18 protein-coding genes are annotated in these 18,472 nt (G+C 74.2%); 6 read left to right on the top strand and 12 right to left on the bottom strand.

Going from position 1 to position 18,472, the window contains the following annotated elements:
* Window position 1 precedes the first annotated feature (1 nt).
* The gene (locus tag SM450_RS05055; protein ID WP_474618496.1) at window positions 2–1,165 is read right to left on the bottom strand and encodes an AI-2E family transporter; all 1,164 of its coding nucleotides are present in this window, start codon (window positions 1,163–1,165) and stop codon (window positions 2–4) included.
* A 141-nt stretch (window positions 1,166–1,306) separates the two neighbouring features.
* Between SM450_RS05055 and SM450_RS05050 the strand changes: the two genes are divergently transcribed.
* Complete coding sequence (locus SM450_RS05050) at window positions 1,307–1,489, top strand: antitoxin (RefSeq protein ID WP_474618495.1); 183 nt, start codon at window positions 1,307–1,309, stop codon at window positions 1,487–1,489.
* Between the two features lie 70 nt (window positions 1,490–1,559).
* Here the strand turns inward: SM450_RS05050 and SM450_RS05045 are convergent, their stop codons facing one another.
* The 7 genes from SM450_RS05045 to eccB form a co-directional block, all read right to left on the bottom strand.
* On the bottom strand, window positions 1,560–1,973 hold the full coding sequence (locus SM450_RS05045; RefSeq protein WP_474618494.1) for a pyridoxamine 5'-phosphate oxidase family protein: 414 nt from the start codon (window positions 1,971–1,973) through the stop codon (window positions 1,560–1,562).
* 43 nt (window positions 1,974–2,016) lie between these two features.
* Window positions 2,017–2,361, bottom strand: coding sequence for a YkvA family protein (locus SM450_RS05040; protein WP_474618493.1), 345 nt, complete (start codon window positions 2,359–2,361; stop codon window positions 2,017–2,019).
* 40 nt (window positions 2,362–2,401) lie between these two features.
* Window positions 2,402–3,226 (bottom strand): hypothetical protein, encoded by an 825-nt coding sequence (locus SM450_RS05035; protein WP_474618492.1) that lies wholly within the window; start codon window positions 3,224–3,226, stop codon window positions 2,402–2,404.
* Between the two features lie 141 nt (window positions 3,227–3,367).
* The gene (locus SM450_RS05030; protein WP_474618491.1) at window positions 3,368–3,751 is read right to left on the bottom strand and encodes a hypothetical protein; all 384 of its coding nucleotides are present in this window, start codon (window positions 3,749–3,751) and stop codon (window positions 3,368–3,370) included.
* 154 nt (window positions 3,752–3,905) lie between these two features.
* Complete coding sequence (locus SM450_RS05025) at window positions 3,906–5,186, bottom strand: WXG100 family type VII secretion target (protein WP_474618490.1); 1,281 nt, start codon at window positions 5,184–5,186, stop codon at window positions 3,906–3,908.
* Window positions 5,179–5,550: a hypothetical protein gene (locus tag SM450_RS05020; RefSeq protein ID WP_474618489.1), complete on the bottom strand. Its 372-nt coding sequence runs from the start codon at window positions 5,548–5,550 to the stop codon at window positions 5,179–5,181. The genes SM450_RS05025 and SM450_RS05020 overlap by 8 nt, the downstream gene beginning before the upstream one ends.
* A 114-nt stretch (window positions 5,551–5,664) precedes the next feature.
* Window positions 5,665–7,134: a type VII secretion protein EccB gene (eccB, locus tag SM450_RS05015; protein WP_474618488.1), complete on the bottom strand. Its 1,470-nt coding sequence runs from the start codon at window positions 7,132–7,134 to the stop codon at window positions 5,665–5,667.
* 161 nt (window positions 7,135–7,295) lie between these two features.
* On the opposite strand from eccB, the gene SM450_RS05010 reads away from it, so the two are divergent.
* Window positions 7,296–8,471, top strand: coding sequence for a type VII secretion protein EccE (locus SM450_RS05010; RefSeq protein ID WP_474618487.1), 1,176 nt, complete (start codon window positions 7,296–7,298; stop codon window positions 8,469–8,471).
* Here SM450_RS05010 and eccD read toward each other — a convergent pair.
* Window positions 8,455–9,852, bottom strand: a complete 1,398-nt coding sequence (eccD, locus tag SM450_RS05005) for a type VII secretion integral membrane protein EccD (protein WP_474618486.1) — start codon at window positions 9,850–9,852, stop codon at window positions 8,455–8,457. The two genes, SM450_RS05010 and eccD, sit on opposite strands and share 17 nt — an antisense overlap.
* A gap of 157 nt (window positions 9,853–10,009) precedes the next feature.
* Between eccD and eccCa the strand changes: the two genes are divergently transcribed.
* The 3 genes from eccCa to SM450_RS04990 all read left to right on the top strand — a co-directional run bounded on the left by eccCa (window position 10,010) and on the right by SM450_RS04990 (window position 14,808).
* On the top strand, window positions 10,010–13,975 hold the full coding sequence (gene eccCa / locus SM450_RS05000; RefSeq protein ID WP_474618485.1) for a type VII secretion protein EccCa: 3,966 nt from the start codon (window positions 10,010–10,012) through the stop codon (window positions 13,973–13,975).
* A gap of 214 nt (window positions 13,976–14,189) precedes the next feature.
* Window positions 14,190–14,498, top strand: a complete 309-nt coding sequence (locus SM450_RS04995; protein WP_474618484.1) for a WXG100 family type VII secretion target — start codon at window positions 14,190–14,192, stop codon at window positions 14,496–14,498.
* 28 nt (window positions 14,499–14,526) lie between these two features.
* Complete coding sequence (locus SM450_RS04990) at window positions 14,527–14,808, top strand: WXG100 family type VII secretion target (RefSeq protein ID WP_091062555.1); 282 nt, start codon at window positions 14,527–14,529, stop codon at window positions 14,806–14,808.
* Between the two features lie 136 nt (window positions 14,809–14,944).
* Here SM450_RS04990 and mycP read toward each other — a convergent pair whose 3' ends face one another.
* Window positions 14,945–16,171, bottom strand: coding sequence for a type VII secretion-associated serine protease mycosin (gene mycP / locus SM450_RS04985; protein ID WP_474618483.1), 1,227 nt, complete (start codon window positions 16,169–16,171; stop codon window positions 14,945–14,947).
* Between the two features lie 59 nt (window positions 16,172–16,230).
* A complete protein-coding gene (locus tag SM450_RS04980; RefSeq protein WP_474618482.1) occupies window positions 16,231–16,572 on the bottom strand; it encodes a helix-turn-helix transcriptional regulator in 342 nt (113 codons plus the stop codon).
* A 167-nt stretch (window positions 16,573–16,739) separates the two neighbouring features.
* Here SM450_RS04980 and SM450_RS04975 point away from each other — a divergent pair, with 167 nt between their 5' ends.
* Window positions 16,740–17,384 (top strand): carbonic anhydrase, encoded by a 645-nt coding sequence (locus SM450_RS04975; protein ID WP_474618481.1) that lies wholly within the window; start codon window positions 16,740–16,742, stop codon window positions 17,382–17,384.
* A 59-nt stretch (window positions 17,385–17,443) separates the two neighbouring features.
* Here the strand turns inward: SM450_RS04975 and SM450_RS04970 are convergent, their stop codons facing one another.
* A complete protein-coding gene (locus SM450_RS04970) occupies window positions 17,444–18,469 on the bottom strand; it encodes a coiled-coil domain-containing protein (RefSeq protein ID WP_474618480.1) in 1,026 nt (341 codons plus the stop codon).
* Between the last annotated feature and the right edge of the window lie 3 nt (window positions 18,470–18,472).

Here is an 18,472-nt window from a genome sequence, read left to right as displayed (position 1 = left end):
ATCAGCCGGCCGCCTCCACGGGGGAGGCGGCCCGGTGTTGCTGCACGGTGTCCAGCACCCGCCAGAGCACCGCGGCGATCGGCACCGAGACGAACGCGCCGGCGACCCCGGCGACGAGCGTGCCGGCGGTGACCACGACCAGGATGACCGCCGGGTGCAACTGGACCTGCCGGCGCATCACCAGCGGCTCCAGCAGATTGCCCTCGATCTGCTGGACGGCGATCACCGCGGCCAGCGTGAGCAGGGCGGTGGTGGGGCCGTTGGCAGCCAGCGCGACGAGCACCGCGACCGCGCCGGCGACGGTGGCGCCGATGATCGGCACGAACCCGCCGAGGAACGTGATCAGGGCCAGCGGCAGGGCCAGCGGGACGCGCAACACGACCAGGGCCAGGCCGATGCCGATGGCGTCGATCGCCGCGATGATCATCGTGCCCCGGCTGTACGCGCCGAGCGTCCGCCAGCCGGCCCGCCCCGCCGCGGCGGTCACCTCCCGCCGTGGCCCGGTCAGCCGCCGCAGCACCCAGTGCCACATCGACCGGCCGTCCTTGAGCAGGAAGAAGAGCAGCACCAGACCGAGCAGGATCGCGCCGGCCACCTCGGCGGCCTTGCGCGCACCTGCCACCGGGTCGGGGGCGCTGCCGCTCAGGCCCTCACGGATCTGCTCGACGAGCCGGTCGAGCTGCTGGTCGGTGACCGGCAGGGTGGAGGTGACGAACTCGCGGCTCCGTTGCAGGCCCTCGTCGAGCTGCTGGCTCAGCTCACCGAACTGAGTCGCGGTGAGGTTCCAGACCAGGACACCGGCCCCGACCAGGACGCCGAGCAGCAACAGGACGGTGAGCAGCGCGGCGAGCGCGGCCGGCACCCGGAGCCGGCGCAGCCGCACCAGCACCGGGTCGAGCAGAGCGGTCAGGAAGAGCGTGCCGGCAAGCGCCACGGCCAGCGGCGCCAGCAGCACCGCGACCTTGCTCAGCAGCCACAGCCCGGCCGCCACCACGAGCAGGCACGCGCTCCAGGTGACCGCCGTCCGGACCGGCCAGGGCAGCCCCGCCCAGGTCTGCCTCGGCCCGGCCGGCGCGGCTGCCGGCTGGGCCGGCTCCGCTCGTGCCGGTTCGGGGCGTGCCGGTTCGGGGCGTGCCGGTTCGGGCGTGCCAGCGTCGTCGTCCACGTCGCCTCCTCGATCGAGGCCGTTGATACCCGACGCGGGAGAATCCGACACCCGGTGCGTCATCGCCCGCCCGGCGCCCGCCCGGTGTTTGCCTACCCGGCCCCAGGGAAGGCCTTCACCGTACCGAAGGGAGATCTTGAGATGAGCGACTTCATGGACAAGGCGAAGGACTTCGCCGACAAGCATGACGAGCAGGTCGACAAGGGCCTCGACAAGGCCGGCGACGCGGCGGACCAGCGCACCGGCGGCAAGTACGACAAGCAGATCGACAAGGGCGTCGACATGGCGCAGCAGCACACCGGCCAGGGCGACACCGGCCGCTGACCCTTCGACGGGTCCCGGGCCGCCCCGAAACGGGGTTGCCCGGGACCCGTCGTGTCCGGCGCGGAACCTCTCAGCCGGGCAGGCTGCCGAGCAGCCGGCTCACGGTGATCTCCAGGACCACCCGCTCCGGATTCGGACGCGGGGTGCGGTAACGCTCGGCGTACCGCCGCTCGGCCTCGGCCACCGCCTCCGGGTCGCGGCGCACCACCGCCCGGCCCTCCACGGTCAGCCACCAACGGCCGTCGACGTGGCACACGGCGACCGGCGTGCCCGCCGGCCCGGCGGCGGCCACGTGCCGGGCCTTCGCCGAACCGCCCGAGGTGATCACCCGCGCCAGCCCGGCGTCCGGGTCGAAGGTCACCCCCACCGGTACGACGTGCGGGGTGCCGTCCGCGCGCAACGTGGTGAGCGTGGCCAGGTGGCGGTCGGCGAAGAAGCGGGCGACCCGCCCGTCGTGCGGGTCCAACCGGTGATCGCCGGACATGCCGTCTCCTCACTCGCCGCGTGGCTGTCGAGCTGATGACCGGTCACCGACGCGGCACGCCACCCGGCGGGGCGGCGGGCAGGGTCGGCGCCGGGGCGTCCCGGGTGACGCGCTGCGCCGCCCGGTGCTTGGCGGCCAGCCGGCCCAGGTAGAACAACGCGCCGGCAAGCACGCCCATGTCGTCCAGATAGATCGGGTCGGGCAGCAGGTCCACCGGCAGGATTGTGTAGATCAGCGCGCCGTAGAACGCGACCTTGCCGCCGGCGCCGAGCGCACCCAACATGCGGCGGGTGCGGACCACCCGGATCGCGAGCAGCACCGCCCCGACAAGCGTCGCCGCCGCGACAACGACACCGAGCGCGACGAGAAACCAGGCTTCACGGGACACGGCACCACGCTAACCGAGCCGGGCCAGCACCGCCCGACGATCAGTACGCCGCCACGGCGGCCCGACCCCGGGCCACCGGAGCCAGCTCGCGGGTGATCTCCCCAGTGGGCAGTTCCCGGGTGCTCTCCGGGCCGGTGAAGCCCACGATGGAGAGCGCCGCCTGCGGCTCGACCGCTGGGTGCAGCGCCGCGAACGCCTCCTCGCGCAGGCTCCGGGCCGAGGCCGCGGCCGTCTCGGCGGCACGCCACGCGGCCTGCTCCCGCTGCACCGCGGCGTGCTGCCGGGCCTGGAGGTTGTCCCGCACCAGCCGGCGCAGCAGCAGTTCCTGCTCCACCGGGTGCCGGCTCGGGTCCCAGCCGCGCCCGCCGAGGATGTCGCTGAGCTGCTGCACGCTGATCTCCTTGCGCCACTGGGCGTCAAGCGCCGCCCGGTGCAGCCAGCGCTCCCGGTCCGCGTACTCGGCCGGGGTCCGGGCGGTCCGGGGCAGCGGCAGCGCCGCGGCGGCGGCCAGCCGGCGGACGTCCTCCTCCGCCGCCTGGTAGGCCAGCCAGGCCGCCTCGGCCTCGTCCTGCGCGGACAGCCATTCGGTGCGGCTGCGCTCGGCGGTGACCGTCGCGCGGGACGCGGCCACGGCGACCTCGTCCGCGTACCGGCGGCTTTCCCGGGCCTGCTCGCGGGTCTGCTCGGCCAGGTCGATGCTGCTCGGCCGGGCGGCCTCGCTGATCCGTTCGCCGAACACCGAGCGGAACCGGGTCGGGCGGACGACGAGCGCGGCGACCACGACCGCCGCCAGGGCGAGCAGGGCCAGCCAGATCACGGCGGCGGCGGGAACGTCCGGCAGGACGGTGGAGAAGACGGTCTGCATCTACGGCACCTCATGGTGGAACGAATGTCGAACAACGACTGGGGCCCGGGCGTCGGGCGGTGTGCGCGGCGGGGCGCGACGGGTTGCGCGGGGCGGGCGGCCGGGTGGGGCCGCGCCGGGGCGTACCGGAAAGGTGGCCCGTCAGGCGCGCGGAGGCCCGCGGCGGGCGATTGTCGCCCGGCCCGGGTCGGCGGCGACCGGGACCTCGACGACGGCGACCGGCGCGGCGACCGCGTCATCGGTCGGGTCGGCGACGGCCGGGCCGGTGGTCGGGTGGGTGACCGCCCACGGGGCGGCTGCGGGCGCTGCTTCGGCAATCACCGTGGCCCCACCGCCGACGGTCGACGCCGAACGGGCGTCGGTCACGGTGATGGCGGCGGGACGTGCCGTCGTGTCGCCGGCGTCGGCGGGCGTGGCGGCGACGCCCTGGAGGCCGGCGACCAATGCCAGGGTGGTCACGGCCGTGCGGGCGATCCGACGCAGCATCGCCATCCAGGTGGATGAGGCGAACGCTACGGGCAGCACCGTCTCAACCTATCGGTCAACGGCCGATCGCGCAGCTCGACGATCTTGCCGGTTACGTGAGCCACCCCACGGCTCGGTGTGAGCTGTCGCGCATCTCGCGACGACGAACGGCGCGACGCCCGGGTGGGCGCCGCGCCGTCGTGTCGTGCCGAGGTCAGTTGCCGCCGAGCACCGGCGGCGGGGCGGCCTTGCCGTCGCCCCAGACCATTTCGTCCTCGGTGAGCCAGGTCAGCCGGCCGTCGGACTCGTCATCGTCGTGACCGCCACGCGCGCCAAGCACCCCGTTGCGACCGGCCATCGCGGGCCGCCCGGTGGCGTTGGTGCGGCCGGTCGACCTGCTCTCCGACTCGACGGTCAGGCCGCGGCCGGAGGTGAGCCGCCCGGTCCCCGCCGCCGAACGGCTGTCCACGCCGGGGGTGCCGCCGAGCCGGCCGGCGGACGCCGCGGTCGGGCCGGTGCCGGCGAGCGAGCCGGTGCTCAGCACGCCGGGGCCGCCGAGGAGCCCGCCGCCCCCGCCTGTCGTCACGGTCGGGGCGTTGCCGCCGCCGGGACCGAAGCCCGGGTTGCCGCCGACCGTCGGGCCGCCGGTGACGCCGGTGAGCGGGCCGGCGCCGGCAAGCGAGGTGCCGGTCGGGTCGACCGTGCCGCCGGTCGTGACCGAACCCGGTGCGCCCGCGCCGGTGTGGCTGCCCGGGTTGCCGCCGCCCGCAGCGCCGTCGCCCGGCGTGCCGCTGGTCGGGGCCGTGTGGTGCACGCCCGACGTGGTCGCGCTGCCGTTCGCCCCGGGACCGAAGCTGCCCAGGCTCGGGCCCGACGCCGGCGTCTTCACCGACGGGCCGTTGTGCAGCGTCGGGTCGTTCGGGTCGTGGTGGCCGGGCAACTCGGTGGGGGGTGGCTCCGGCACGACGATCCGGCCGTACGCGGAGAAGTCGTAGCCCTCGGCCAGCTTCGCCACGACCTGCACCATCCGCTGGTGCGCCTTCTCCTGCTCGGCCTCGTCCTGCTGGTGGCCGATGATGCCGCCGATCAGCGCGCCCGGGGCGCCGCCGAGCAGGAAACCCTTGCCGGCGCCGGAGAGCAGCTTGTCGTTGTCGTCGGTCTTCTCCGGGCTCTCCGATGTGGTCTGGGCCGTGCGCAGGTCGCTTGCCATCATGTCCAGCGCCTGCCGGATGCCCGTCATGCCCTCGGCCAGGTTGCCCGAGTAACCGGTCACCATGGTCAGCCGGCGCTGGAACTCGCGGGCGGCGTCACCGGTCCAGGTCTTCGTCAGCGCGTCCAGGTCGGCGCCCAGGTCACGGGCGAGGTCGTCGAGCGTGCCCTTGAGGGAGGTCCACTGGGCGCTCAGCCCCTCGATCTGCTTCGGGTCGCCGGAGTGGACGCCCTGGTAAAGCTCCTCGTGGCTGACGTGCTCGTAGCGCCTGGTGTATTCAGACACGTCGATCCTCCTCCGGCTGCTTCATCGCGTCGTCCAGCCCGGAGAGGGCGGCGGCGATGTCGGCCGCGGCGGCGGCGTTACGGGCCTCGGCGGTCTTGTAGTTCGTCATGATCGAGTGCGTCGCCTCGCGGGCGGCCAGGACCGCCCGGCGCAGGCGGTCCACGTGGTTGACGTAGCTCTGGTGGGTCTCCGCGTAGCGACGGGAGTTGTCCGTCGCGTCGGTGAACGTGCCGAGCGCCGGCGGGCGGCACTGCATCTCGGTGTTGAGCTTGCGCAACACCGACTCCGCCTCGTGCAGACGTCGCTCAAGCCGCAGGTGGAAGTCCTCCAAGGACAGTACGTCCACTGTCGTGCGCCCGGTCATGGCTCAATCCCCGTTGTCGTCGATGGCCCGTCGGCCATGCTCAGGTTAGTCGAACCGGGCCATCGCGGGCGACCCGTGACCGCCCACCTCCACTTCGGACGTACCGCCGGTCGGTCAACCGCCCTGGACCTGGCCGGCCCCGCCCCCGGGCGAGGGCGTCGCGGTGCCCTGCGGCGCCGCCGCCGCGTCGAAGTACGCCAGGGCGTCCGTGCGGGCCAGGGTCGGCCCGGTCGGCACCAGCGCCAGCAACGAGGCGGGCACCGCCACCGGAGGTACGTCGCCGTAGCCGAGCGCGCTCCTCGCGTCGCCGTCGTCGGTGCCGAGCGGGTAGCGGATCCCCTGCGCGGTGATCAGATAGACCGTCGCGCCGGCCGCCGGCTTGCCGCTCTCCCCGGCCGTGGCCTGCACCAGCACGCCCTTGCCGCCGGGTAGCAGCACGCTCTCGGCGGTGCGCACCGGGTCCCGGTCGCCCTGCCGCGACGGCACCGCGGTCGACGCGGTCAGCTCCGCCGGCGGGGAGTCGAACACCTCGAGCGTGGTGGCCGGCGGCTGGCCGGCCGCGCCGGACCGGTAGGTGGCGCAGAGCACGGTCCGCCCGGCCCGGACGTCGTGCAGCGTGGGCATCCGGGCCGGCAACCCCTCGGGCTCCAGCCGCTGGTCGCTGAGGAGCCGGCCGGCCTCGTCCGGCGTGATGTCGGTGACCGCGCCACCGCCGCCGAGCAGCAGCCGCGCGGTGACCTCGCCGACCGCGGCCAGGCCCTGCCGGGTGAGCACGTAGAACTGGCCGGCGGCCTGGTAGACCTGGCCGATCCGGGCCGGCCGGTCGGCCACGGTCAGCCCGCTCGGGCCGCCGTCGGAGTCGATCGTGGGCTTGCGCAGCACCGGGCCCACCGGCACCGCGTTGAGCAACTGCTGGCCGACGGTGAGGTTCGTCGCGCCGGCCATCCGCAACGCGACGAGCGCCTGCTCGTCACCGGCCACACGCAGCCGGGAGCCGCCGGTCAGCAGGTAGCGGGCGTCGCTCGTGCGGACCAGCACCGCCCGGTCGGTGAGCGGGGTGCCGCCGGGCAGCGGCCGGTCGATCACCAACCGGGTGGTCGAGCGCTGCGGGTCGTTCGGGTCCGGCACGTCGCAGACCGACCAGGGCAGCCCGACAAGCGACCTGCGATCCGGCAGGTCGTCGGGCGCGCCCACGATGCCGACCATCCGGCCGCGCGGCCGGTCCCGGATCGACGCCTGCGACACGGTGCGCACCTCCGCCGAGGCGTCGTTGACGACAAGCCGCGCCGAGGCGTAGTTGAGTGTCGGGTGCAGCACCTGGTCGTCGCCGAACCAGTAGGTCGCGCCGGTCTCCCGCTCGATCACCACGGTGTTCGCCGCGAGCGGCGCGGAGTTGCTTGTGAGCTGCCCGTACGCGCCCACACCGCCGAGCACCACGGCCGCGGCGATGACGCTGCCGAACACCGCCATGCCGAGCCGGCGCATCGGCAGGTCGTTGGTCTCCGGATCACCGGAGAGCAGCGCGGAGACGATGCGGCGGGTGACGAAGCGGTACGCCTGCACCTGATCGCGGCGGGTCCGCATGACTAACCTCCGGCAGGGGTGGGTCCGCGACGATCAGGTCCGAACAGCGCCGCGGGCTTCCCTACGATAAGGGGCCGTCGGGGGTGCGCCGGACCCCGTCCGCCGCCGACGGCACACCCCCGCCGGCCGATGCCCGGCATGTCCAGAAGGGACGCTCACCGATGACGCAGCTCCAGGCGCCACCCGGTCGTACGGCCACCGCCCCGGCCGGGCCGGCGGCGGACCAACCGGTCACGCCGGTGGACAGGCGCCGGCGGGGGCGGCTCGGCCCGGTCGTCGTGGGCCAGCTTGTGGTGGCGGAGTGCGCCGCGCTCGCCGTCTGGTCCGCCACCGCCGGCCCGGCCTGGCTGCTCGCCACCGTCGCGGCGCTGGCGCTGCTGGCCGTGGTGGCGGCCTTCGCCAGGCGCGGCGGGCGCTGGTGGTACGAGGACCTGATGCTCCGCCGCCGGCTGCGTCGCCGCCGGGACCGGGCCCGGGGCGCGCTGCCCGGCGGCGACCCGAGGCTGGCCGCGCTCGCGCCCGAGCTGACCGTGGTGGAGCTGACCGAGCGTGGCACCCGGCTCGGCATCGGCCAGGACGACCGCGGCTGGTTCGCCGCGGTGGCGCTCACCGGCCGGCCCGGCGCACCCGCCGGATCGATCGAGGCGGCCGTCGTGGACCGGGCGCTCGCGGTGCTCGCCGACTTCGCCGGGCCGGTCACCCAGACCCAGGTCGTCTCGCACACCCTGGTCTGGTATCCGGCGCCCGGCGCGCCACCCGCGGCACACCGCACCGTGTGGGTGGCGCTGCGCCTGTCGGTGGGCGACGCCCGCACCGAGACGGTGACCCGCGGCGGTGGCCTGCGCGGCGTGCACCGGACGGTGGCCGCCGGGGTCGGCCGGCTGGGCAAGGCGCTCCACGCCGCCGGCCTCGGCCACCGCGTGCTCGGCCGGGACGAGCTGCACGCCGCGGTGGTCTCCGGGGCCGGGCTCGACCTCGCGCCGGAGTCCCCGGTCGAGACCTGGACCAGCGTCCGCGGCGGCGGCTGGACCCAGCGCTGCCTGGCGCTGCGGGTGCGCCACAACGGCTCGCTCGGCGCGCTCGTCGACGCGGTCACCTCCACCTCCGCCCCCTCGCACACGGTCGCGGCCGTGGTGCTCCCCGGCGGCCGGCGGGTGCCTCCGCTGCTGCGGGTGGCGGCGATGGACGGGCACGCCGACGCCCTGGTGAAGGTCGTCCGGGAGATGGCCCGGCGCGCCGGTGTGCCGGCCCGCCCGTTGGACGGCCAGCACGGCCCGGGCGTCTACGCCACCGCGCCGGTGGGCACCGCGATGGGCACCGTCACGGTCGAAGGTTGACGATCCAGCCGTACATGCCGCAGACCCAGACGGCAAGCGGCACCAGGGCGACGATCAGCAGGATCTCGACGATGTCCAGGGTGCGACCCCAGACCGGGGAGATCCGCTTGCCGGCCACGGTGAGCCCGTAGACCAGGCTGATCACCGCCACCACGGCCAGGCCGCCCAGGATCAGCCCGAGCCGGACCGGCAGCGAACCGGCGCCGAACACCGCCGCGGCGACCAGCCCCAGGCCGAGGGTGCCGGCGAGCAGCACCGGGGTGCGCTGGCCCCGGCCGAGGAACGGGCGGGCCCGCAGCAGCGACAGCAGGGCCAGCACCAGGCAGAGCAGGACCGCCGGGAGCCGGCCGTCGGCGGCGAGCACCACCTCACCGCCGAGCACCAGCAGGGAGACGGTCCACAGCAGGCCGGTGAGGAAGGCGTCGGCCCGTTCGCTGTTGCGCAGCACCGCCGGCCCGTCCACCGACTCGGTGTCGGTCTTCAGGTCCTCCGGACCGGTCGGGATCGACGGCACCGGCAGCCGGGCCAGCCGGTAGGCGAGCATCGGCAGCGCCGGCAACGCGCCGAACGCCACGGCCGCCACCACCGCCGCCGCGGATGCCGCGTCGATGTCGAAGGCCAGGCTGAGCACCGCGCCGAAGCCGACCGCCGCGCCCACGCCGACGGCCCCGAGGAAGAGCGGCAACCGGTCCCCGACCGCGAGCGCGGCGACCGCGCCGAAGAGCACCACGGCGGTGCCGGCGAGCAGCACGTGCGGGCTGGCCAGGTCGCCGAGCGGGCGGTCACCGGCGAGCACCAGCAGGCCGCCGACCCCCGCGTAGCCGACCCCGACCAGGGCCAGCACCGCCCCGGTGCGGCTGTCGCCGGCCGCCCGGGACAGCACCGCGGCGCCGACGAGCAGCGCGACCGCGACCACCAGGGCGGCCACCGCGCCGGGTAGCTGCGGCGGACCGGTGAACAGCGCCGCGACCGCGCCGCCGGCAAGCGCCGAGGAGGCGAGGAGCACCGCGTACGCCCGGGTGGTGCCCACCTGCCAGGCCCCGGCGCGCTGGGTGGTGGAGGTCGCGACCGCGTCCACCACGTCGTCGAAGACGATCTCGGGGGCGGTGGCGGCGCGGGGGTTGAAGTAGAGCACCTCGCCGTCGCGGACGCCGAGCTGGGCGGCGGTGCGCCCGCCGTCGAGCGGCTGCCCGCCGAGCCGGGACAGGCTCCAGCCGCCGTGCCGCACGCCCTCGTCGGCGAGATCCTCGCCGGCGTAGCGCAGCAGCGTTGGCAGCAGGTCGGCAAGCGGCACGTCGGACGGCAACGCCAGATCCATCCTGGTACGCGGCGCCACGATGGTGATCCGGCTCAGCCCGCCGGTCGCCGTCTTCGTCGCCACAGTGGCCTCCTCGTGCTCGCCTACGATCCACCCGGCCATCGACGCCGCACCCACGGGTCCACGACGCCCCCGGGAGATTACCTACGATGGCGGTCGCACAGGTTGCCCACCCGACGCGCGCACCGGCGGTGGCAGACCTTCTGGGGAGGGGAGAGCCGTGAGTACGGTGGTGTTCCGCCGACTTCCGCGTCAACCGGGGCCGGCGCTGCCGCGCGGCGAGGTGCTGCTGGAGTCCCCACCCGAGTTGCCGGAGCCGCAGGCCAAGGGCATGGGCCAGGTGCTGATGATCCTGCCGATGCTCTGCGGCGTCGGCGCGATGGCCTTCCTCTACGCCGGCCGGGGCGGCGGCATGATGACGTACGTGGCCGGCGGGTTGTTCGGCGTGTCCATGTTGGGCATGGCGCTCGGCACGCTCGGCAACGGCGGCAACGACAAGGCCGAGCTGAACGCCCAGCGGCGGGACTACATGCGCTACCTGGCGCAGATGCGCAAGCGCACCCGGCGCGCGGCCGAGCAGCAGCGCGCCGCGATGACCTGGCGGCACCCGGAGCCGGACGCGCTCTGGTCGATCGCCGCCTCGCGCCGGCTGTGGGAGCGGCGGGTCACCGAGGACGACTTCGGCGAGGTGCGGATCGCGCTGGGCCCGCAGCGGCTGGCGGTGGAGATCGTGCCGCCGGAGACCAAGCCGGTGGAGGACCTGGAGCCGATGAGCGCCATCGCGCTGCGCCGCTTCGTCCGGGCCCACTCAAGCGTGCCCGACCTGCCCACCGCGCTGTCGCTGCGCGCGTTCAGCCGGATCGCGCTGCGCGGCGACCGGGAGCCGGTGCTCGACCTGACCCGGGCCGCGCTGGGGCAACTGGTCACCTTCCACGCCCCGGAAGACCTGCTCGTGGTCGTGGTGGCCGCGCCGGACCGGCAGCCGGCCTGGGACTGGATCAAGTGGCTGCCGCACGCCCAGCACCCGGGGCGGACGGACGCGGCGGGCGCGCGCCGGATGGTCTACGCCAGTCTCGGCGAGGCGGAGTCGGCGCTCGCCAACGAACTGGGCGGCCGGCCCCGGTTCACGCCCGAGGCGAAGCCGCTCACCACCGCCTGTCACGTGGTGGTGGTGCTCGACGGCGGTGAGGTCTCGGCGACCTGCGCGCTGACCGGGCCGGGCCTGCTCGGCACGACCGTGTTCGACCTGTCCGGCGCGGTGCCGCGTGACGCCGGGCGCTGGCTGCTCTGCCTGGACACCGGCGACGGCGCCGGGCTCGACCTGGTCCGCGGCGCCACCACGTCCCGGCTCGGCCGGCCGGACGGGCTGACCCTGACCGCGGCGGAGGGGTTGGCCCGGCAGGTCGCGCCGTTCCGGCTCTCCCAGCAGCAGGGCGCCAGCACCGACGAGCCGCTGGCCCGCAGCATGGAGCTGCCCGACCTGCTCGGCGTCGGTGACGCGGCCACCGTGGACACCCGGCAGACCTGGCGTCCGCGCAGCCACCGGGACCGGTTGCGCATCCCGCTCGGCCTGGGGCCGGACGGCAACGTGGTCGAGCTGGACTTCAAGGAGTCCGCGCACGAGGGCATGGGGCCGCACGGCCTGGTCATCGGCGCGACCGGCTCGGGCAAGAGCGAACTGCTCCGTACGGTGGTCGGGGCGCTGGCCGTGACGCACTCCTCGGAGGAACTCAACTTCGTCCTGGTCGACTTCAAGGGTGGTGCCACCTTCGCCTCGCTCGACGCGTTGCCGCACACCAGTGCGGTGATCACCAACCTGTCGGACGAGCTGCCGCTCGTCGACCGCATGCGCGACGCGCTGGCGGGGGAGATGAACCGCCGGCAGGAGGTGCTGCGGGCGGCCGGCAACTACGTCTCCCGCTACGACTACGAGAAGGCGCGGGCCGCCGGCGAGCCGCTGGAGCCGATGCCGAGCCTGCTCATCATCTGCGACGAGTTCTCCGAGCTGCTGGCCGCCAAGCCGGACTTCATCGACCTGTTCGTGATGATCGGCCGGCTCGGCCGGTCGCTCGGCGTGCACCTGCTTCTCGCCTCGCAGCGCCTGGAGGAGGGCAAGCTGCGGGGCCTGGACACCCACCTGTCCTACCGGATCGGCCTGCGGACCTTCTCGGCGGTGGAGAGCCGGATCGTGCTCGGCGTGCCGGACGCGTACGAGCTGCCGAGCGCGCCGGGCCACGGCTACCTGAAGTCCGACACGGCCACCATGCTGCGGTTCCGCGCCGCCTACGTCTCCGGCCCCTACCGGGCGCCGGGGCAGGTGCAGCGTTCCACCCGGGCGCAGGTGCAGCGCCGGATCGTCCCGTACGGCGTCGACTACGTGCCGGTGCCGGCGTTGCCGGCCGCGGCGGAGAGCGCGCCGGAGCCGGAGCAGGGCGGCGAGGGCAAGGCGGTGGCCACGCTCGACGTGCTCATCGAGCGGCTCAAGGGCCGGGGCCGGCCGGCGCACCAGGTGTGGCTGCCGCCGCTGGCCGAGCCGTCCGGGCTGGCCGAGCTGCTGCCGGCGCTCGGCGTGCACCCGACGTTCGGCCTGACCACTGGCGACTGGCCGGGCCGGGGCCGGCTGGCGGTGCCGGTGGGCATCGTGGACCGACCGTACGAGCAGCGCCGGGACCCGATGATGGTCGACCTCGCCGGCGCGGGCGGCAACGTGGTGATCGTGGGTGCGTCGCTGAGCGGCAAGAGCACGATGCTGCGGTCGATGCTTGCCGCGCTGGCGCTCACCCACACGCCGCGCGAGGTGCAGTTCTTCTGCCTCGACTTCGGCGGCGGCGCGTTGCGCAGCCTGGGCGGGCTGCCGCACACCTCCGGGGTCGCCGGCCGGCGGGACGTCGAGGCGGTCCGGCGGACCGTGGCTGAGGTGGTCGCCGTGATCGACGAGCGGGAGACCCGGTTCACCCAGCACGGCATCGACTCGGTGGCCAGCTACCGGCGGCGGCGGGCCGCCGGGGAGTTCGCCGACGACCCGTTCGGTGACGTCTTCCTGGTGGTGGACGGGTGGAACACGCTGCGTCAGGAGTACGAGGAGCTGGAACAGACCATCACCAACCTGGCCAACCGGGGCCTGGGTTTCGGCGTGCACGTGGTGATCACGGCGGTGCGCTGGGCGGAGATCCGGATCAACATGCGGGACCTGCTCGGCACCAAGCTGGAGCTGCGGCTCGGCGACCCGTCCGAGTCGGAGATCGACAGGCGGGCCGCGCAGAACGTGCCGGTGGGCGCGCCCGGCCGCGGCCTGACCCGCGACAAGCTGCACTTCCTGACCGCGGTCTCGCGGATCGACGGCAAGCGGGACATCGAGGACCTGACCGAGGCGTCTGTCGCGCTGGCCGGGCACGTGGCGGCGAACTGGCCGGGTGCGCCGGCGCCGAAGGTCCGGCTGCTGCCGCGCCGGCTCACGGTCGGCGAACTGGCCACGGTGGTGGACCGGGCCGCCCCGGGCATCCCGATCGGCGTGAACGAGGCGGCGTTGGCGCCGGTCCACCTGGACCTGGCGGGCGAGCCGCACCTGACCGTCTTCGGCGACGCCGAGTGCGGCAAGACCAACCTGCTGCGACTGATCGCCCGGGGCATCGCCGAGCGGTACACCCCGGCGCAGGCGCGACTTGTCATCGCCGACTACCGGCGTGGGCTGCTGGGTGCGGTCGAGGGCGACCACCTGCTCGACTACGCGCCGTCGAACCAGGTGTTCAGCCAGGGCCTCGGCTCGATCCGCAGCGCTTTGCAGAACCGGCTGCCGGGCCCGGACGTGACCACCGCGCAGCTCCGCGACCGGAGCTGGTGGAAGGGGCCGGAACTCTATATCCTGGTGGACGACTACGACCTGGTCGCCTCCGGCGGCAACAATCCGCTCAGCGCGTTGCACGAGCTGCTGCCGCAGGCGCGGGACATCGGCCTGCACCTGATCATCACCCGTCGGGTGGGCGGGGTGGCCCGGGCGCTCTACGAGCCGGTGCTGCAACGCCTGCGTGAGCTGGACTCGCCGGGCCTGCTGATGTCCGGCAGCCGGGAGGAGGGCGCGGTCTTCGGCAACCTGCGGCCCAGTCCGCAGCCGCCGGGCCGGGGCACCCTGGTGCGTCGCCGCGACGGCCAGCAACTGATCCAGACCGCCTGGACGGAACCGGCCTGACCTTCGGCGCGGACCGTCCAACTCGTACGGTCCGCACCGGATCGCCTTGTCGGTCCTGGCCTGTCGGTTTTCGACGATGGGACGGCAGGGCTGCGCGGGTTGGGCGTCGTCCGCTACGGTTCGGATGAAGTGTCCGTCGGTGGGGTGTGTTCGCCTTGCCGCGGGGGAGGGCGCGGCGGAACCGCCGCCACAAGATGACGGAAGGGTGTGAAGCATGGCGTTCGAGGTCAGTGCAGCCTCTCTGCACACCGCCGCGAGTGACGTGCGGTCCACGCGCAGCGATGTCGACGGTGAGCTCAAGAAGCTGTGGAACGTGGTCGACGACCTGGCCATGGCCTGGAAGGGCCAGGCGTCCACGGGCTTCCAGAGCCTGATGAACCGCTGGAACGAGGACACGACCAAGCTGCTCACGGCGATGGACAACATCGCGGACCTGCTTGACAAGTCCGGCACGACCCACCAGGTCAACGACGAAGAGCAGCAGCAGATGCTTGACAAGTTCCACGCTGCGCTCAACCCGTGATCCGCGAAGACAGGCAGAGGAGGAATCGATGAGCATCAAGGTTGACTACGCCGTTCTCGAGAGCAGCAACCAGCAGATGCAGGCCATCTCGCGGACCATCGACGAGAAGCTGGACACGCTGCGGGCCATGCTGACCAAGCTGGAGTGGGAGGGCCAGGACCGGGTCGCCTACCAGCAGCACCAGGCCCAGTGGGACGCCGCCGTGCGGGACATCAACAAGGTCCTCAACGAGATCGGCGGCGCGGTGGGCATCGCCCGCGAGAACTACATGACCACGGAGATGAGCAACTCCAAGGTCTGGGGCAACTGACCCTCGACCGGTCCGTCGCGGCTCCGCTCCGGCTCGTGCTGGGCGGAGCCGCCACGCTTCCGGCGCGGGCCGGCGGGCGGAGCCGCTGTGCTTCCGGGAGCGCGGGCCGGCGGACGGCGCCGGGGAGACCACCCGGTCAGGCGTCCCGCGGGAGGTCGCGCCGGCCGGGACGCCAGCCGCGCCGCCGGCCGCGTACCAGGATCGGCCTCAGCGTCAGCAGGACACCGGCGAGCAGCGCGCCGACGACCGCGACCCAGATCGCCACGGTGCGTTGCCAGGCCAGCGGGTCGGCGTGCGGCGCGGGTGGCGGCATCGCGCCCAGCGGCGCGTCGTTCCGGGTGCCCAGCAGGCTCGTCACCGCCCGGTAGGGGTTGACCATCCCGTAGCCGACCTGGGCGTTGTGCCCGTCGGGCGGGTTGTCGGCGGTGCGGGTGAGCCGGTAGGCCACCTCCTCCGGGCTGATGTCCGGGTGCGCGGCGCGCACAAGCGCGGCGGCCCCGGAGACGTACGCGGTGGCGAAGCTCGTCCCGCCCTGCGGTTCGGCCCGGTAGCCGGACCCCTGCGGGGCGGGGCCGACGATGTTCAGGCCGGGACCGGCGATGTCCACGTAGTCCGCGCTTACCGAGCTGCCGACGTGGCCGCCCTGCTCGTCGATCCCGGCGACGGCGATGACGCCCGGGTACGCCGCCGGGTAGGCCGGCCGGTCCTCCCGGTTCTCCTGCCGGTTGCCGGCGGAGGCCACTATCACCACGCCCTTGCGGAGGGCCGCGTCGACGGCCGACTTCAGTGCCGGGTCGTCGAGCGTGACCAGGGACAGGTTGATCACGTCGGCGTCGTGGTCGACCGCCCAGTTGATCGCCCGCCCGATCTCACCCGGCACGTCGGGGTCGAAGTTCTCCTTGTTCTCCGCCAGGACCCGCAGCGGCAGGATCCGGGCCTCCGGCGCGATGCCCGTGTATGGCGATCCGCTGCCCTCGCGACCGGCGATGATGCCGGCGACCATGGTGCCGTGGCCGACCAGGTCGCACTGCCCGCGCAGGTGGACCAACTGGTTGAAGTCCTCGCCGGGCAGCACCCGGCCGCGCAGCAACGGGTGGCTCGGCGAGACGCCGGAGTCGATGACCGCGACCGTGACGCCCTGCCCCTTGCCGACCCGCCAGGCCGCCGCCGGATCGAGGCGGCTCAGCGCCCACGGCGCCTCGCTGGGGGCCGGACCGCCGGTGGGCCCGCACTTCGGGGCGGCCACGGCGGGCGTGGGCGCCGCCAGCGCGCCGCCGAGCAGCGCCGCCACCACCGCTCCGGAGAGGACTGACGTTGTCCGGCGCCGGGTGGGTGGGCAGGCGGGCCGCAAGCTGTCGCGCACGCGGTGAGATTACCGTCGGGGCCGGGCACGCGCGGGCACCGGCATCGGCCGGGCGGCGGTCACCGCTCGGTGGTGGCGTCCGCGACCGGCTCGGCGGCGAAGAGGTCGAGCAGCGCACCCACCTGCTGGTCGGCCTCGGCCGGGTGCCGGAAGCGGCCATTCGGGTTGACCGTGTATTCGTTGCGCCGGCCCACCCGGGTGCGGCGGAGGTAGCCGCCGGCCTCCAGGTCGGCGACGATGGCCTGGGCCGCCCGCTCGGTGACGCCCACCTCGGCGGCCACGTCCCGCAGTCGCGCGGTGGGTTTGCGCGCGATGACAAGCAGCACGTGCCCGTGGTTGGTGAGGAAGGTCCAGTTCCGGCGGCTCCCGTCCTCGCCTGGTGTGGTCGCCATGGTGGTCATCGTATGGCTTCCCGGCCGGCGCTCCGACCGTGGTGCGTGCCGGAACGGAGACGTATGAAACGCGTATCACGAAATCTTGACGTGCCTTCGGGCCGCGTGTGACTGTGGGTCGCGGGGCCGACACCGCGGCCGGCCTGGTCGTTCCGCGCGAGCACGAGGTGAGCAGCATGAGCCTGACCACTCCTGACGAGGCGATCGCCGAGCTGCGGGCCGGTAACCACCGGTTCGTCACAGGCGTGCCGCAGCACCCGAACCAGGACGCCGGTCGCCGGGCCGCGGTCGCCGACGGCCAGCATCCGTTCGCGGTGATCGTCGGCTGCTCCGACTCCCGGCTCGCCGCCGAGATCATCTTCGACCGCGGTCTCGGCGACCTCTTCGTGGTGCGCACCGCCGGGCACACCGCCGGCCCCGAGGTGCTCGGCAGCGTGGAGTACGCGGTCACCGTGCTCGGCACCCCGCTCGTGGTGGTGCTCGGTCACGACTCGTGCGGCGCGGTCCAGGCGGCCCGGGAGGCGGTCCGCACCGGCTCCGCCCCGGCCGGGCACCTGGGCGCGGTGGTGGACGCCGTCTCACCCAGCCTGCTCCGGGCCGCCCGGCAGGAGGTCGAGGACCTCGACGGCATCATCGACGTCCACATCGCGCAGACCGTGGAGACCCTGCTGGCCCGATCGACGGTCCTCGCCGGGCGGGTGGCCGGCGGGGCGTGCGCGGTGGTCGGCATGTCCTACCGGCTCAGCGGCGGCGAGGTGCGGACGGTGGCACAGTCCCCGGCCCCGCTGCCCGCGCAGCCGGACCGGGCGCTCACCGGCTGATCGGACCCGGACGTGACGAAGGGGCCGCCCGCGGGCGGCCCCTTCTCGCGCGCGCGGCGTCAGAGCATCGACATGTGCACGTGGTCGGTGTGGTTGGACGGCCCGCTGTAGGAGCTCCAGCCGGTCGCCGGGAACCAGATCTGCCGGTTCCAGATCACGTAGTAGATGCCCAGCCGGTCCGCGTTGCGGATGAGGAACGCGGCCACCTCGTTGCCGTACCTGCGGGTGTCGTTGTTGTGCCAGGGCGCGAAGCCGCTCTTCTGCAGCGACCAGTCGCAGGCCTTGCCCTTGGGGTGCTCCCACGGCCCGCCGGGGCGGTAGCAGCCCACGAAACGGTTGAAGCCGGCCCGCTTGACCTCCTTGTAGGCGTGCAGCGTGCGCGGCGTGACGCAGCCGGAGGTGGTCGGGTCGTTCTGGCTGCACGACTCCGACTTCCACCCGCCGTCGGCGGTGCGGCCGGGGCCGACCTTGGCGACCGGCGAGGTGGCCGAGACCAGGCCACCGGTGAAGCCCAGCCCGCCGACGAGCTTCAGCGCCTTCTGCGCCTCGGTCCGCTCCCGGGCCATCGCGTTCGTCTGCTTCTCCTGCTCGCGCACCTCGGCGTCGATGGCCAGCTTGGCCTGCTCGGCGCGGTTCTTGGCGGAGTTGATGGCGGTGAGCCGCTGCGCGTTGAAGAGGTTGAGTTCGTCCAGGGCGCTGGCCCGCCTGACGAACGAGTCGGGCGAGTCGCTCTCCAGCAGCATCGCCATCGCGCCCATCCGACCGGTCCGATAGGACTGCGCCGCGATCTGGTTGACCTGCGGGCTGAGCGCCTCCAGCTCGGCCTCCGCCGCGCTCACCTCGGCGGCCAGCCGCTTCTGGCGGTTCTGCGAGGTCGCCAGCTTCGTCTTGGCCTGGAGGTAGGCCCGGTTGGCGGAGTCGATCGCCTCGGTGATGAGCGGCGGGTCGTCGTCCTCCGCGTGCCCCGAGGGGTTGGGGGCGGCGGCGTGCGGGGCGGCTGTCGCCGGGGTCGGCCCGGCCAGCACGGCGAATGAGGCGAGCACGGCCACCACGGGTGTGAGCCAGCGGCGCAGGGGTGCCGTCACAGT

The organism is Micromonospora marincola (genome assembly GCF_056150385.1).
This window is presented reverse-complemented; position numbering and strand designations above follow the sequence as displayed.

What these genes read in the sequence shown, in the direction of transcription:
- SM450_RS05050 (WP_474618495.1), top strand. Translation starts at nt 1,307, where the DNA reads ATGAGCGACTTCATGGACAAGGCGAAGGACTTCGCCGACAAGCATGAC.
- SM450_RS05045 (WP_474618494.1), bottom strand. Translation starts at nt 1,973, where the DNA reads ATGTCCGGCGATCACCGGTTGGACCCGCACGACGGGCGGGTCGCCCGC.
- SM450_RS05035 (WP_474618492.1), bottom strand. Translation starts at nt 3,226, where the DNA reads ATGCAGACCGTCTTCTCCACCGTCCTGCCGGACGTTCCCGCCGCCGCC.
- SM450_RS05020 (WP_474618489.1), bottom strand. Translation starts at nt 5,550, where the DNA reads ATGACCGGGCGCACGACAGTGGACGTACTGTCCTTGGAGGACTTCCAC.
- eccB (WP_474618488.1), bottom strand. Translation starts at nt 7,134, where the DNA reads ATGCGGACCCGCCGCGATCAGGTGCAGGCGTACCGCTTCGTCACCCGC.
- SM450_RS05010 (WP_474618487.1), top strand. Translation starts at nt 7,296, where the DNA reads ATGACGCAGCTCCAGGCGCCACCCGGTCGTACGGCCACCGCCCCGGCC.
- SM450_RS04995 (WP_474618484.1), top strand. Translation starts at nt 14,190, where the DNA reads ATGGCGTTCGAGGTCAGTGCAGCCTCTCTGCACACCGCCGCGAGTGAC.
- SM450_RS04990 (WP_091062555.1), top strand. Translation starts at nt 14,527, where the DNA reads ATGAGCATCAAGGTTGACTACGCCGTTCTCGAGAGCAGCAACCAGCAG.
- SM450_RS04980 (WP_474618482.1), bottom strand. Translation starts at nt 16,572, where the DNA reads ATGACCACCATGGCGACCACACCAGGCGAGGACGGGAGCCGCCGGAAC.
- SM450_RS04975 (WP_474618481.1), top strand. Translation starts at nt 16,740, where the DNA reads ATGAGCCTGACCACTCCTGACGAGGCGATCGCCGAGCTGCGGGCCGGT.